15 protein-coding genes are annotated in these 14,541 nt (G+C 65.4%); 8 read left to right on the top strand and 7 right to left on the bottom strand.

Translation table 11 applies throughout. The features are described from left to right. Nucleotides 1–53 precede the first annotated feature (53 nt). The 3 genes from GVM20_RS04660 to tilS all read left to right on the top strand — a co-directional run bounded on the left by GVM20_RS04660 (nt 54) and on the right by tilS (nt 3,175). Nucleotides 54–1,040, top strand: coding sequence for a helix-turn-helix domain-containing protein (locus GVM20_RS04660; protein ID WP_166546141.1), 987 nt, complete (start codon nt 54–56; stop codon nt 1,038–1,040). Nucleotides 1,041–1,166: 126 nt separating this feature from the next. Continuing rightward, nucleotides 1,167–2,180 (top strand): tetratricopeptide repeat protein, encoded by a 1,014-nt coding sequence (locus tag GVM20_RS04655; RefSeq protein WP_166546140.1) that lies wholly within the window; start codon nt 1,167–1,169, stop codon nt 2,178–2,180. After that, nucleotides 2,171–3,175: a tRNA lysidine(34) synthetase TilS gene (tilS, locus tag GVM20_RS04650; protein ID WP_166546139.1), complete on the top strand. Its 1,005-nt coding sequence runs from the start codon at nt 2,171–2,173 to the stop codon at nt 3,173–3,175. Before GVM20_RS04655 ends, tilS begins: the two co-directional genes overlap by 10 nt. Nucleotides 3,176–3,323: 148 nt before the next feature. Here tilS and GVM20_RS04645 read toward each other — a convergent pair whose 3' ends face one another. Together GVM20_RS04645 and rimO are read right to left on the bottom strand one after the other, a co-directional pair. Continuing rightward, nucleotides 3,324–4,157, bottom strand: a complete 834-nt coding sequence (locus GVM20_RS04645) for a L,D-transpeptidase family protein (protein ID WP_166546138.1) — start codon at nt 4,155–4,157, stop codon at nt 3,324–3,326. 86 nt (nt 4,158–4,243) lie between these two features. After that, complete coding sequence (gene rimO, locus GVM20_RS04640; RefSeq protein ID WP_166546137.1) at nt 4,244–5,632, bottom strand: 30S ribosomal protein S12 methylthiotransferase RimO; 1,389 nt, start codon at nt 5,630–5,632, stop codon at nt 4,244–4,246. Nucleotides 5,633–5,710: 78 nt separating this feature from the next. On the opposite strand from rimO, the gene GVM20_RS04635 reads away from it, so the two are divergent. The 3 genes from GVM20_RS04635 to GVM20_RS04625 are packed head-to-tail and all read left to right on the top strand — an operon-like array spanning nt 5,711 to nt 6,918. Continuing rightward, a complete protein-coding gene (locus GVM20_RS04635; protein WP_166546136.1) occupies nt 5,711–5,950 on the top strand; it encodes a DUF6356 family protein in 240 nt (79 codons plus the stop codon). Nucleotides 5,951–5,998: 48 nt separating this feature from the next. Then, on the top strand, nt 5,999–6,520 hold the full coding sequence (locus GVM20_RS04630; protein ID WP_166546135.1) for a hypothetical protein: 522 nt from the start codon (nt 5,999–6,001) through the stop codon (nt 6,518–6,520). Continuing rightward, the gene (locus tag GVM20_RS04625; protein WP_166546134.1) at nt 6,517–6,918 is read left to right on the top strand and encodes a DUF1761 domain-containing protein; all 402 of its coding nucleotides are present in this window, start codon (nt 6,517–6,519) and stop codon (nt 6,916–6,918) included. Before GVM20_RS04630 ends, GVM20_RS04625 begins: the two co-directional genes overlap by 4 nt. 83 nt (nt 6,919–7,001) lie before the next feature. On the opposite strand, the gene GVM20_RS04620 is transcribed toward GVM20_RS04625, so the two are convergent. Beyond that, on the bottom strand, nt 7,002–7,751 hold the full coding sequence (locus GVM20_RS04620) for a hypothetical protein (protein WP_166546133.1): 750 nt from the start codon (nt 7,749–7,751) through the stop codon (nt 7,002–7,004). A gap of 70 nt (nt 7,752–7,821) precedes the next feature. On the opposite strand from GVM20_RS04620, the gene GVM20_RS04615 reads away from it, so the two are divergent. Beyond that, nucleotides 7,822–8,550 (top strand): hypothetical protein, encoded by a 729-nt coding sequence (locus GVM20_RS04615; protein ID WP_166546132.1) that lies wholly within the window; start codon nt 7,822–7,824, stop codon nt 8,548–8,550. A gap of 93 nt (nt 8,551–8,643) precedes the next feature. On the opposite strand, the gene GVM20_RS04610 is transcribed toward GVM20_RS04615, so the two are convergent. Genes GVM20_RS04610 through serS form a run of 3 tightly spaced genes read right to left on the bottom strand, consistent with a single transcriptional unit; the run spans nt 8,644 to nt 11,758 of the window. Further along, nucleotides 8,644–9,714 carry a potassium channel family protein gene (locus GVM20_RS04610; RefSeq protein WP_166546131.1) on the bottom strand — a complete coding sequence of 357 codons (1,071 nt, stop codon included), beginning with the start codon at nt 9,712–9,714 and terminating at the stop codon, nt 8,644–8,646. Next, nucleotides 9,714–10,478 (bottom strand): 5'/3'-nucleotidase SurE, encoded by a 765-nt coding sequence (gene surE, locus GVM20_RS04605; RefSeq protein WP_166546130.1) that lies wholly within the window; start codon nt 10,476–10,478, stop codon nt 9,714–9,716. Before surE ends, GVM20_RS04610 begins: the two co-directional genes overlap by 1 nt. Next, nucleotides 10,478–11,758 carry a serine--tRNA ligase gene (gene serS / locus GVM20_RS04600; protein ID WP_166546129.1) on the bottom strand — a complete coding sequence of 427 codons (1,281 nt, stop codon included), beginning with the start codon at nt 11,756–11,758 and terminating at the stop codon, nt 10,478–10,480. The genes surE and serS overlap by 1 nt, the downstream gene beginning before the upstream one ends. 100 nt (nt 11,759–11,858) lie before the next feature. On the opposite strand from serS, the gene GVM20_RS04595 reads away from it, so the two are divergent. Next, nucleotides 11,859–12,098, top strand: a complete 240-nt coding sequence (locus GVM20_RS04595; RefSeq protein ID WP_166546128.1) for a hypothetical protein — start codon at nt 11,859–11,861, stop codon at nt 12,096–12,098. Between the two features lie 65 nt (nt 12,099–12,163). Here GVM20_RS04595 and GVM20_RS04590 read toward each other — a convergent pair whose 3' ends face one another. Continuing rightward, nucleotides 12,164–14,494 carry a TonB-dependent receptor gene (locus tag GVM20_RS04590; protein ID WP_166546127.1) on the bottom strand — a complete coding sequence of 777 codons (2,331 nt, stop codon included), beginning with the start codon at nt 14,492–14,494 and terminating at the stop codon, nt 12,164–12,166. Nucleotides 14,495–14,541: the final 47 nt, after the last annotated feature.

Here is a 14,541-nt window from a genome sequence, read left to right as displayed (position 1 = left end):
TTCACCAACACTCTTACACTCAACGCCTCGAGAAGAAGGCGCGGACCCGGGTCATGGACAGCGAAAACCACACCAGCGCCGGTAATGCGCCGGAATTGCCCCTTCACGGGCCGGGCGCGACCTTGCGCGCGGCGCGGGAGGCCTTGCGGCTCGACCTTTCGCAGGTCGCTGCCGAAACCCGCATCCCGCTGCGCCACCTCGAAGCGATCGAAGACGAAAACTTCGAAGGCCTGCCCAGCCGCGCCTATGCCATCGGCTTTTCGCGCACGTTCGCCAAGGCGGTCGGGCTGGACCCTGCGGTCATCACCGATGCCGTGCGCGCAGAGCTCGCCGATGGATCGATGCGGCGCTCGGTGCCTTCGTCCGACATGGAACCGGGCGATCCGGCGCGCTTGCCCTCGGCCGGGCTCGCATGGGCTGCGGCGGCTGCGGTGCTGATGCTGGCCATTGGCGCTTTCGCTTTCTTCAACACCTATTTCGCCGCCGGGACCGAGCCGGGCTCGCTGCTGTCGCCCGAACCGGCGGCCAGCGGCGCGGCGGTTGCCGCCAAGCCTGCCGCATCCCCAACCCCCGCGGCCAGCGGCCCGGTCGTGCTGACCGCGCTGGAGGATGGCGTCTGGGTGCGACTGTATGAAGAGGGCGGGGAGCGGCTGCTCGAACGCACACTCAAGCTGGGCGAAGCGGTCACTGTTCCGGCAGCGGCGACCGATCCCCGTATCAACACCGGACGGCCCGATGCGCTGTCGGTGACAGTCGGCGGGCAGGCGGTTGCCAAGATTTCCGAGCGGCCCGAGACGATCTCGGGCGTTCCAGTTTCCGCCGCCGCGTTGCTGGCGCGCGTGGCGGTTCCGGTGGATCAGACCGCGGCCTTGCCGCAAACGGTCACGCCTGCGCCGCCCCAGCGCACCACCCCGCAGCGCTCCGCGACAGCGAGCCCGTCAGCGGCGACGGCAGAAGTCGCGGCAATGCGGCAAAGCGCGCCTTCCGCGGCCAGCAACACCGGGCAAGCGGGCGAAACGGCGCCTTCACCGCGCGGTTAACCCTTTTCCCGTTGATTAGGTCCTGTGCCGCTCTCGACTTGAGAGCCCGCACAAGGCAGGGATTCGGAACACGTTCATGTGCGCCGCGTCACGTTGCGCGGCCATAGACAGGGAGCCTGACGCGCCATGACCCCCCTCCTGCGAACCCCCGCTCTGCGCCTTGCCGGTGCGATGCTGATCGCCGCTGGTACCGCCACGGTGGTGACCGCGCCTGCGCCTGCCTTCGCGCAGGACAGCACGGCGGACGCCCGTATCCGCAAGATCGAGGCCGAAGTGCGTGCGTTGCAGCGCAAGGTCTTCCCCGGCGGCGATGGTCGCTTCTTTGAACCGCAGATCGGCCCAAATAGCGATCCTGCTGCACCGTCGACGACCTCTTCCCCCACCGCCCCGTCCAGCACGGCGGTGACCGATATCCTGGTGCGGCTCGACACGCTGGAGATGCAGCTGCGCGGGCTGACCGCCCGTTCCGAGGAGCAGGCCAACGCGCTCTCGCAGATGGAACTGCGGCTCGCCGCGCTGGAGACGGCGGCCAACATGCCGATCACCACGACGCCGCCGTCTGGTTCGAGCCTGCCGGCGTTTCAGCCTGCCCCAACCAGTACGCCTACCACCGCCGTCACCACGGTCCCCATTGTGCGTCCGCCGGTGCAGACCGCTCCCGCGCCCACGCCTGCGCCCGCAGCCAGCCTCGCTACGCCAAGCGCTTCGCGCCTTGCCGCCGTGCAGGCGATCACCAAGCCGCAAACGGCAGATGCCGGGGATGACGAATATTCCTACGGCTTCCGCCTGTGGAGCGCCGGTTTCTTCCCCGAAGCACGCCAGCAGCTCACCAAGTTTGTCGAGCAATATCCCAACCATCCGCGCATCAGCTTTGGTCGCAACCTGCTGGGCCGCGCGTTCCTCGACGACAATCTGCCAGATGAAGCCGCGCGCTGGTTCCTCAGGAACTATCAGGCCAACAAGGCGGGTGACCGCGCACCTGACAGCCTGCTCTACCTCGGCAAGGCGATGATCGCGAAGAATGACACCCGCAAGGCCTGCATCGCGCTCGCTGAATTCGGTGAGACCTATCCGCTGGTCGCGACTGGTCGATTGGCTGACGAATACAGGAACAGCCTCGCCAAGGTGAAGTGCAGCTAAGCGCCCAGGCGCCGCGGCGCTTCGCTGCCGATCTGGCGGCGCTGTGGCCCGAGGATGCGCGCACGGGCCCGCTTGGCCTCGCGGTTTCGGGCGGGCCGGACAGTCTGGCACTGCTGCTGCTCGCCCACGCAGCCCTGCCGGGCGAGATCGCGGTGTGCAGCATCGATCACGGCCTGCGGCCCGAGGCGGCGGGCGAGGTCGCGCTCGTCGAGCGGATCGCGGGGGAGCGCGGCATTACCTTCACGCAGCTGGCCGTGACGCTCGCCCCTGGTAACCTTCAGGCGCAGGCCCGCTCGGCGCGCTATGCGGCTTTGGCGAAGTGGGCTGAGGACAAGGGGCTGGGCGCGGTCGCCACGGCGCATCACGCCGATGATCAGGCCGAGACCTTGCTGATGCGCCTCAACCGGGGCAGCGGGCTGGCAGGGCTGGCAGGGGTGCGCGCCCGGTCAACCATCGCGGAGAGCGAGATCACGCTGCTGCGCCCGCTGCTGAGCTGGCGCAAGGCAGAGCTGGCAGCGGTGGTTGCCGCCGCCGGGATCACGCCTGCCGCGGACCCCTCCAACACCAACCTTGCCTTTGATCGCGCCCGGCTGCGCGCACAACTGGCCGAGGCTGATTGGCTCGATCCGGTCGCGCTGGCGACCAGCGCCGCCCATCTGGCCGAAGGCTGGCAGGCGCTCGAATGGTATGCGGAGCTCGACTGGCACGAAATGGTGATGCGCGACGATGCCGCGCCGGGGGGGCTGGGCTACACCTATTGCGCCAATGTCCCTCGCGTCATCGCCATCGAGACGATCTGCAAGATCATCAGCGCGCTGGGTGGACACGCGACACGGGCCGAAGCCGCCCGAGCGTGGGATCGGCTCTGGGCGGGAGAGAACGCCTCGCTTGGCGGGGTGCTGGCGCAGGCCGGGGTGGAGCGGGTCGAGAAAGTCGGCGTGATGATGCGCGTCTGGCGCTTCCGGCCGGAGCCTGCGCGGGGAAGTGTGAATTGAAAGTCCCTCCCCGTTCGCTTGCGAATGGGGAGGTGGGCGCGCTTTAGCGCGGTCGGAGGGGTGAAGCGGCACGGGAATGACCCCTCCGTCAGCCGCCTGCGGCGACTGCCACCTCCCCATTGCCACGCAACGGGGAGGGACGGGAGCCTCACATCACCTTGTCGCCAATCCCGATCATCTTGCCGCGGGTGATGATCACCTTGTCCCCGCGCTTGGCAGCGGCGAACAGCTTGGCGGCGAATTCATCCGGCACGCCGATGCAACCGTGGCTGGCATAGCCGTTCATCACCGGCGAGCCGTGGATCGCGATCCCGTCCCATGTCAGGCGCAGCGTGTGCGGCATGGGGGCGTTGTTGTATTTCTCCGAGACATTGTCCTTCTCCTTGGTCAGGATCGGGAAACTGCCGAGCGGGGTGGGGTGGGCCTGCGTGCCGACCAGCACGACGGCGGTGCCGATTTCGTGCCCGTCACGAAAGGCGCTGATGACCCGCGCTTCGAGATCGACGGTGATGACCAGCTTGCCGGTGCGCGGCGCTGCGCTTTCGTCCCAGAACCAGTCGCCATAGCGGATGCTGCCTTCGATCGGCAGGATCGACTTGATGACGAAGGGATCATTGCGCGTGAGAGCCGCCGGCGTGAGCGCAGGCGCAGGCGCAGGCGCGGGCTCTGCTGCGGGGAGCGGCTGTGCGACCTCATTGGCGATCATCCGCACGGCCGGGCCGCGAGGAGGCTCAGGCTTGAGTGCGGGCGCGGCCACCATCTCGGGCGCTTCGTCAGCCGTAAGCGGCGGAAGGCCCGCATAGGCTGCCGCCGCATCGTCAGCCGAAGGCAGGTCGCTATCGGGATCGACCTGCTCGAAAGTGCCGGCTGCCTCGGCCGCAACCGCTTCGGCGGCATCGCCGGTCTGACCTGCGGTGGTTTGCGCCGCAGCGGCAAAAGGAAGCGCGGCAAGCGCGAGGGCGAGAGCAAGGTTCCGGATCATGAGGCCGATTATGCCGCGTTAGCCCGATCCGCGCCAGCGGTTAACCAAACCGCGTCCCTCGTGGGGACGGGGCGGGGGGAGAGGTGTTAACGCGCAATCACCCCGAACAGGTCATGCGCGTCGGCATCCTCGATAGTGGCTTCGACAATATCGCCCGGGGCAAGGCTTTCCGGCACGTTGCGCAGATAGACCGCGCCGTCGATCTCCGGGGCATCGGCCTGGCTGCGACCGGTCGCGCCGATATCGCCGTCCTCGTCCGGCTCACCGATCTCGTCGATGATGACGGGAAGCGTGCGGCCGATCTTGGCGGTGAGCTTGGCGGCGCTGATCCGCTCGGTCACTTCCATGATCCGGGCGTAGCGTTCTTCCTTCACCGCTTCGGGCACCTGATCGGGCAGGGCATTGGCCGCCGCGCCCTCGACCGGCTCGAACCGGAACGCGCCGACGCGGTCGAGCTGCGCTTCCTCCAGCCAGTCGAGCAGGTACTGGAAGTCCTCCTCGGTCTCGCCGGGGAAACCGACCACGAAGGAGGAGCGGATGGCGATATCGGGGCAGATTTCCCGCCACGACTTCAGCCGCTCAAGCACCTTGGCCTCGTTGGCCGGGCGGCGCATCAGCTTCAGCACCTTGGGGCTGGCGTGCTGGAAGGGGATGTCGAGGTAGGGCGTCAGCAACCCTTCGGCCATCAGCGGGATGACCTGATCGACATGAGGGTAGGGGTAGACATAGTGGAGCCGCACCCACGGCGCGTGGCCTTCGGGGGTGCGCAAGGCCCCGAGCTCGCGCGCCAGATCGGTCATGTGCGCGCGGACATCACGCCCTTTCCACGGGCGGGTCTCGTGGCGGATATCGACCCCGTAGGCGCTGGTGTCCTGCGAGATGATGAGGAGTTCCTTGGTCCCCGCGGCGACCAGCTTCTCCGCCTCGCGCAGGCAGGCATCGATCCGGCGGCTCGCCAGCTTGCCGCGGAGGTCCGGGATGATGCAGAAGGCGCAGGAGTGATTGCAGCCCTCGGAAATCTTGAGGTAGCTGTAATGGCGCGGGGTGAGCTTGATGTCCGGCTGCGGGATCAGGTCGATGAACGGGCCCTGCGACGGCGGCGCATGGGTGTGGACGGCCTCGACCACCTGCTCGTATTGATGCGCCCCGGTGATCGCGAGCACCTGCGGATGGGCGGCGCGGATCGCGTCGGCTTCCTCGCCCATGCAGCCGGTCACGATCACGCGGCCGTTTTCGGCAATCGCCTCACCAATCGCGGCCAGGCTCTCTTCCTTGGCGCTGTCGAGGAAGCCGCAGGTATTGACCAGCACGACGTCGGCGCCGGCATAATCTTCGGCGAAGGCATAGCCATCGGCGCGCAGGCGGGTGAGGATCCGCTCGGAATCGACGAGCGCCTTGGGGCAGCCGAGGCTGACCATGCCGATCTTCTTCTGCTCGGCCAGAACGGTGGGGGCTATTGTCGTGGACGTGTTCATTGCGGCGCGCCCCTACACTGTGTGGGGGCCCAGCGCTAGGGTTGACGGAGGCAGGCTCAGCGGGGCATCTGGGGCGTCATGATCGTCAAGCTCTTCACCGACCATCCGCGCGCCATCGGCGAAACCTATGGCCAGCATGCCCGCACGGCGCTCAGCTTCGGCTGGCGCATGGTGGTTGGCGGGCTCGCTTGCATGGTCCACGCCATCGTCCCCGGCCTGTTCGTCAAGACCGCGAGCCGCACCGTGGTGCAACTCGACGCCGAGATGCGCGGCCGCAAGCCGACGCCCGAGGCCGAGGAATTCGCTTACGTGATCTAGCGCGCGAGCGCCCTACACGCGGGGCGTTAACTAGGTTACAGGCCCCCTATGCGTATCGCGATCACCAAAGGGACGGCGCAGGATCATGTCGCGGTGACGCGGACCGATGGTTCGCGCACGAACTTCACCTTCGCTAAGAAGGGCCCTTATCCGCACGACGCCTTCCACTTCTTCATCGAGCGCGGTCTCGGGATGCAGGTCGGGTTCTGGGGTCTGGTTGCGCGCGGGATGGAACCGGAAGCGGTGCAGGCGATGGCGCTTGCGGGCGGTCATGCCAGCGCCAAGCGCGCCGCCGCGCCCGATCCGGGCATTGTCGAACTCCTCCAGGCCGAGCGGCTGGTCGAATGTTTCGAGGCCGCCAGTTGGAGCGGCGGGGCGGATGATGCGGCAATCATGGCCATGGCCGAGCCGGCCTGGGCGACCTCGCTCGTCCCGCCACCCGCCGGTGTGCCTGCCAAGCTGGGCGACATCCGCGCCGCCCTCGATGCCTTTCTGGGCGAATGGCGGGACGCTGCCGTCAATGCCACGCTCGAACTCGAATGGCCTGAGGGCGAAGGAGATCAAGGATGAGTGACTTTGCCCTGTGGCCGGTGCTGGCCGGGTCGGCGGCGTGTTTTGCCGTGGGCGCGCTGTGGTACGGCGTGATCTTCGCCAAGCCGTGGCAGCGCGCAGCGGGGCTTTCGAACACGCAGCTGCGCAGCGGCAATATGGGCGTGATCTTCGCGCTGACCTTCGCCTTCGAGATGCTGATCGCGATGGTGCTGTGGCACCTGCTGGTCCGCACCGATCCCTCCGCCTTTGTGGTGATGATGATGGCGGTCGGCTTTGCGGTCGGGGTGATGATCCCGGCGATCGGGATCAACTACCTGCATCAGCGCAAGCCCTTGGCGCTGTTCCTGATTGATGCGGGGCATTTCCTCACCGGCATGGCGGCGATGGGCGGTGTGTTCGTGTGGTTCAGGGGATGAGGTCAGTGAGGCCGTGGATGGCCGCTAATGATGGCGGGTCTTGACCTTCAAATGAGCCAGAATCGCCCGCACTTCTTGACGGCCTACACAAACACGAGCGTCACAGTCACGACGAGCGTTCCCGCCAGCAACACTCCGCAAAGCGCGAGGGCGCACGCGGAGATCCAGCCGAGACCTTGCTCCGCCCGCATCCAACGGGCCTCCACCATGACGAGCCACAGCATGGCCGCAATTGTTGCGATTCCCGAGGCGCCGGACGGACCGATGCCCAGCAACGCAATTTCCGCCGCGACCGCCATTGCCGCCGCGAAGACTGCCGCCGGATAGCACTGAGCATAGAACGGCAGGCGGAGGCTGATCCGATCAATCTTGCGTTGGCGCACGAGCAGCAAAAGGACGGAGAAAATCAGGGGAAAGGCGGAAAACAGCGCCAACCGCACAGCGAGGGCCGTCGTGTCGTCCGATACCAACGCACCAAGTCCCTTGCGGCTTTCGATGATCTCGTCTGGCTGGCCCAAAGCAACGGAAACGAGATGCGAAACCAGCAAGGTCGCTACCAGAAAAACGGGTGGGCTCAGGGCTTCGGAATACTGCTCCTCCTCCGGTAGGGCGAGCTGCGCGTCCGCATAACGCATCATCTTGAGCGGTCCGATCAGCGTCCGCAGCAGGGTGAGCGGCCAGAACACAAGCCAGCTCATCAGCTCGAACAAAAGGTCGTCGAGCGACTTGATCCACTTCAATAGGTCCATGTCTGCTCCTGTCTGAGCAATTTGCAATGGCGCGGCAACAGCCTTTCTTTGCAGAGACCATTGCGACGACATGATGAAGATCAATGTTGAAGATCGACTGTAATCGTGAGATTTTGTGCAACCGTGATGAGGGGATTGAGGCATGGCACGCAAAGTGATGTTCTTCGCCGCGACCGGGGCCATGGCCTTGTCGCTTCCTGCATTGGCACAAAGCGCACCCGATCTTGCCGACTTGGTCGGAGCCCGCGCGGCTGGCGCCGAAACCCAGATGGAAGCGAGAGGCTATCGTATCGCTGGCGCATCGACCGTCCGCGACATCAAGTTCACCTTCTGGTGGAACGAACGCAAACAAAGCTGCGTCTCCGTATCGACGGTCGAGGGGCGCTATGCCGCAGTCGACGCAGTTCCAGCCGGAAATTGCGATGCGGGCAGCGCGGCACCGCCGCCCTCGCAGAATGCGGCAACCACTGGGTCGCTTGTCCTCGTTTGCTATGGCGGAGGATCGAAGCCGACTGCCACCACCCGCCCGAACTACACCTGGAACTCCGACAAGCATAAGTGGGAATGGGGCACGACTCTTCAAAGCACGCAGCAAGGCTTTTCGTCAGACGTCCAGATCGAGATCTATGGGGACCACGGCCGAATCCACTTGGGCCCCGATTTGGTGCCACCGATCCACTCGGGAGGTAGCAATGGGTGGTGGGACCTGACCAATCTCGTTGTTACCCCGACGCTGATAACCGCGTCCTACCGCTTGAACGGAATGAATAAGCCGAAGGTGACAATTGATCGTCGGACCGGACGGATTGAGATCCGCGAAATGACCAGCTTCAACGGTCAGTGCGACATCGGGGATTGGTCGCAGGGGCAACGTCGATTCTGAGTTGACCGGGGCGTTTGGCTCAAGTCTGCTCCGGAGTCGCTAGCAGATCAGCAGCATCTCCCTCAAACATGGGCGAAGCTGCCCATCTGGCAATCAACCGCCCTCGCTTGGTGCGGTCGGGACGATTTCCACCACCACGTCGCCGGGCTGGAGCATCTGGCATTCGTCTTCCCAGAACCCGATCGCGCGGCCGTTGCGGTAGACGCGCAGGCCTGTGCCGCCGCTTTCCAATTCCCTGATCGATTTGCCGCATTCCGCTTCGGTCACCTCGCGTTCGACCAGCTGCACCCGCCCGCCGACGCTGGCGAGGTCGGCGAGGTAATCAGCGATATGCGCGCCCTTGACGCTGCCGGCCAGCAGCAGGCCGGTAAAGCGCACCGGGTTGATGACATTGTTCGCCCCCGCCTGCCGCGCCAGCAGTTCATTGTCCTCCGCGCGCACTACCACGCTGATCGGCACTTTGGGGGCGAGGTGGCGCACGGTCAGTACCATCAGGATCGAGGTATCGTCACGCCCGGCGCTGACCAGCACGCTCTGCGCTTCGGCAATGCGGACCGCCTTCAGCGTTTCGTCGCGCGTCGCATCGGCGGCCATGACGTTGACGCCGAGCTTCTCCGCTTCGGTCAGGCGCTCTTCGGACGGGTCGATCACCACGATGCAGCGCGGATCGACCCCTCGCGCGATCAACTCGCCGACGCTCTGCGAGCCGGAGACGCCGAAGCCCAGCACCACCACGTGGCCGGTGAGCTGTTCCTGGATGCGGGCCATGCGAAACTTCTCCCAGCTGCGCTTGATGACGAAATCGTAGGCGGCGCCCACGAAGATGAACAGGACCGCGATGCGGACAGGGGTGACGATCACCGCCTCGATCAGCCGCGCCCGGTCGGAAATCGGGGCGATGTCGCCGAAGCCCGTGGTGGTGATGCTGATCATCGTGAAATAGACAACGTCGAGGAAACTGATGACGTTGTCGTGATTGTCCTTGAGCCCCGCGCGGTCGAACCAGTGGATCGCCACCACCAGCGCAATCAGCCCGAAGGCCAGACCGGTGCGGATGCCGAGATCGCCCCAGACCGGGATCCGTACCTGACGGCGCAGCGGCCGGAACTGATCGGCCAGCAGCGCCTTGCGCTTGAACGGATTGCGGCTGGGCGCCTCAGCCATCAGCCGCCGAACCGCTCGGCCAGAATGCCGATGGTCGAATAATGCGTCAGGTCGAGCTGCAAGGGCGTGACCGCGATGTAGCCATCCTCGATCGCCTCAAGGTCGGTGCCGTGATCCATGGTATGCTCGATCTGGTCGAGCCCGAACCAGAAATAGCGATAGCCGCGCGGATCGCGCCCTTCGACGATGGTGCCGCGCGAATAGTCGTGGAAGCCCTGGCGCACGACGCGGATGCCCTTGACGTCCTCGGGCGCGCGGGCCGGGAAGTTGACATTGATCAGCGTGCGGTCGGCCATCGGTGCGTCGATCAGGGGCCTGAGCACCTTGGCGCCCCACGCGCGCGCGGCGCCGAAGGGCACGTCATCGCCCATGCCTTCCCGGGCATAGACCTGGCTGAAGGCGATGGAACGGATGCCCGCCAACGCGCCCTCGATCGCGGCGGAGACGGTGCCGGAATAGGTGATGTCGTCCGCCAGATTGGCACCGCGGTTGACGCCCGACAGGATGATATCGGGGGCATCGGGCATGACGGTGCGCAGCGCCATCATCACGGAGTCGGTCGGGGTGCCGGTCACCGAAAAGCGTCGTTCGTCCAGCTTGTTCAGCCGCACGGGCCGGGTCAGCGTGAGCGAATGGCCCGCGCCGGACTGTTCCTCGGACGGGGCGCAGATCCAGATATCGTCGGAGAACTGGCGCGCGATTTCTTCCAGCACCTTGAGGCCGGGGGCGTGGATGCCGTCGTCATTGGTGAGGAGGATGCGCATTACGAGGCGGGTTCCAATCGGGTTACTCCGCACATGTAAGGCAGCAATGCGTCCGGCACCGTCACGCTCCCATCGGCGTTCTGGTAATTCTCGATCACCGCCACCAGCGTGCGTCCGACGGCGAGGCCGGAGCCGTTGAGGGTGTGGACGAACTCGGTGCGCTTCTCGCCCGCGACGCGGTAGCGGGTGTTCATGCGGCGCGCCTGGAAGTCCCCGGTGTTCGAGCAGGAGCTGATCTCGCGGAACGCGCCTTGACCGGGCAACCAGACTTCGAGGTCATAGGTCTTGCGCGCGCCGAAGCCCATGTCGCCGGTGCAGAGCAGCAGCTTGCGATAGGGCAGGTTGAGGCGTTCGAGGATGGTCTCGGCAGCGCGGGTCATGCGCTGATGTTCTTCGTCGGAGTCTTCAGGCCGCACGATGCTGACGAGTTCGCACTTTTCGAACTGGTGCTGGCGGATGAACCCGCGCGTGTCCCGCCCCGCCGCACCCGCTTCGGAGCGGAAGCACAGTGTGAGCGCGGTGAGGCGCATGGGGAGGACGCTCTCGTCGAGCAGTTCGCCCATGACGCTGGCGGTGAGGCTGACTTCGCTGGTGGGGATGAGCCAGCGGCCATTGGTGGTGTTGAAGCTATCCTCGGCAAACTTCGGCAGCTTGTCGGTGCCATACATGGCGTCGTCGCCCACCAGCACCGGCGGGTTGCACTCTGCATAGCCATGCTCGCCGGTCTGCACGTCGAGCATAAACTGGCCGAGAGCGCGGTGCAGCCTTGCCATGCCGCCGCGCAGGAAGGTGAAGCGCGCGCCGGAGAGCCGGGTGCCGGTTTCGAAATCCATGCCGAGCGCAGGCGCAATGTCGGCGTGTTCGCGCGGCGTGAAGTCGAAGCTGCGGGGCGTGCCCCATTCGCTCTCGACCCGGTTATCCTCCTCACCCCCGCCGTCAGGCACGTCCGCGCCGGGGAGGTTGGGGATGATCTCCAGCGCCTCTTTCAGCTTGGTCGCCAATTCGTCGGCGCGGGCTTCCAGCGCGGGCATCTGATCCTTGAGCGCCGCAACCTCGGCCTTGATCGCTTCGGCGGCGTCCTTGTCGCCCTTCGCCATCGCCGCGCCGATCAGCTTCGAGGCCTCATTGCGACGCGATTGCGCGACTTGGACCGACGTGGTCGCCGCGCGGCGTTCTTCGTCCAGCGCAATCAGCTGCGCGGCCAGCGGGGCCAACCCGCGCCGGGCGAGGCCTGCGTCGAAGGCTTCGGGATTGTCTCGGATGTAGCGAATATCGTGCATGGGCCGCGCTATGCCCGCTCACGCTGGGCAAGAAAAGCCGCAATCGCCATGGAACATCCCGGCGCTTCGGAGGGTTGATTGCGCAGGAGGTATCGCAACAATGATTCGTAAATTGATTGGCGCCGCGATCGGCGCGCGTGTGGCAAAGCAGCATCCGGCCGTGGGCGGGGCGACCGGCGTCGTGCTGGCGACCGCCGTTCCCTTCATCATCTCGCGCGTCAGCCTGCCCGCGATGGTGGCGCTGGGTGTCGGCGGCTATGTCGCCAAGCGTGTCATGGACAAGAATGCGGCGGAGCAGGCCACCAAGCCCACCCCGCCGCCTGCTCCCGTCCAGCAGTAACCCGATAATGGAGACAGGGGCGGCGGTGGCAATTCAGAGGCCGCCGCCCCCGGGGGAAAGAGCCTTCAGAAATTGATCTGCGCCGTGACGAACACGCGGCGCGGATCGCCGTAGAAGCCGGTCAGCGTGCCTTCACGGCCCAGCGTAGGCACGAACGGCGCACCGCCAACCCCACCAGCCACGAAGTTGTAACCGGCAACGATATACTCCTTGTCGAACAGGTTCTTGCCGTGGACCCCGATGGAATAGAGCCCGCTGTCCGAGGTGTAGATGATGCTCGCATCGACCAGCACGAAACCGTCCTGATCGAGGAACGGGTTGGGCACTTCAAACTGGCTCGCATCCGACCGCAGTGAGGCGAGCCCGATGAAATCCATCATCCCGCCAGCCAGCGGAACGCCCATGTTGAAGCCCATGTGGGCTGTGATGTCCGGCGTGTTCTGGAACACGCGCTGATCCGCCACATCGCGGCCGAAGGCGTCGATGAAGGTGTTGAACTTGGCATCGAGCACGCCGAGCGACCAGTTGACGCTGAAGCGGCTGCCTTCGCCCGCGAAGTCTTCCCCGACCAGCGCGTTGCCTTCAAACTCGATCCCGTTGACGTCGGCGCTCGCCGCGTTGGACGTGATGCCGATGAAGCTCTCGTTCACCCCGTCGCCATTGCCATCGAAGCCGACCGAGCCGGGGATCTGGACGTCCTTGTACTGCGCCAGAAAGCCCGCGAGGCTGATGTTCAGGCGGTTGTCGAGCAGCGAGGCCTTCCAGCCCAGTTCGAAGCTGTCGACTGTCTCGGGATCGAAGGCGAGGAAATCGAACACCTCGTCCGCGGTGCAGGCTCCGCCGCGCGCGTTGCGGCAGGCGGTCGTCTGGCCGCGCGGGTCGAAGCCGCCGCCCTTGAAGCCCTGCGAGTAGGTGAAATAGAGGTTGTGATCGGCATTCGGCTGCCAGCTGATCGAGGCGCGCGGATTGAAGTCCTTGAAGGTCGCGCTGCCGTTGAAGTTGCTGGTGACCGCAAAGGCGGTGCCGGTGCCGCCAAACAGGTTCGAGAACCCGCCAAGGAAGCTGGTGCGCAGCACCGTGCTGGTGCGCTTGTCATTGGTGTAACGCCCGCCGACCGAGACGCTGATCGTGTCCGAAAGGTCATAGGTGAAATCGCCGAAGACCGACCAGGTCTTGGTGTTCACATCGCCGAGCGTCTGCGCGGTCAAGCCGTTCAGGGTGGTGAACAGCGCCACATCGAACGCGGTGAACGCGTTGGCATCCAGGTAGTAGAAGCCCACGACACCTGACAGACTGTCGCTTTCATAGAGCAGCTGGAATTCCTGGCTCAGCTGATCATTGTTGTAGATCGCCGGCACGTCGAGATCGACGGCGGCAAGGCTGTCGAAATCGATCGGGGTGGTCGATTTGTCCTCACGGTAGCCGGTGATCGACTTGAAGGTCAGCGTGTCGCTGAGTTCGATTGCGACGTTCAGCGCGCCACCCCAGGCTTCGACTTCCTGATCGACGATGTTGAGCCCGGCGCGGGTGTCGAACACATTGTCGAGCACAGGCTGTCTGCTCAGCAGGCTGGGGATGAAGCGGTGGCCCTGACGCGCTTCGGAGGTGTCCTTGACGTAATCGCCCGACAGGCGAACGAACACCGGCCCGTTGTCGAATTCGATGGTGCCGCGTGCGGCCCAGACGTCCTTGTTGTAGTTCTCGGTCCCCAGCGTCAGGTTGTCGCCAAAGCCGCCGCGCGAAAGCCGCGCGCCGCTGGCGCCGATCTTGAGGTCGCTGGTGATCGGGGTCGAGGCTGTGACGATCAGATCGGCCTGATCATAGGAACCATAGGTGCCGCGGATCTTCACGCTGGTCTCATCCGGCAGTTCCGCCGTCACATACTTGATCGCGCCACCGATAGTGTTGCGACCATAGAGCGTGCCCTGCGGCCCGCGCAGCACTTCGATCCGCTCGACGTCATAGATATCGAGCACGGCGGCCTGCGGGCGGTTGAGGTAAACGTCATCGACATAGAGACCGACGCCCGCTTCGAACCCGGCGACCGGGTCTTGCTGGCCGACGCCGCGGATGAAGGCGGTGAGGGTGGTGTTGGTGCCGCGACTGACTTCGAGGGTGATGTTGGGCACCTGCTGGGCAATCTGCGTGAGATCCTGCACGCCCTGCTTGACCAGATCATCGCCAGACAGCGCGGTGACGGACAGCGGCACGTCGATCAGGCGTTCTTCGCGGCGACGGGCCGTGACGTAGATCGTGTTGTCTTCTTCGGCCGCTGCGGCTTCGGCTTCGGCGGCAAGATCCGCAGCGCTGTCCTGCGCGGCGAGCGGCGCGGCGAAAGTGGCAAGTCCGGCAGTCCCGGCGAGCAGCAGCGCGCGCGTGTAAAGCGTAATGGTCATGGGGTGTTTCCTCTCCTGGCCCTCTTGTGGCTGCAACCAATATTGAA

It is taken from the genome of Porphyrobacter sp. SLTP (assembly GCF_009905735.1).
GTDB lineage: Bacteria > Pseudomonadota > Alphaproteobacteria > Sphingomonadales > Sphingomonadaceae > Erythrobacter.
This window is presented reverse-complemented; position numbering and strand designations above follow the sequence as displayed.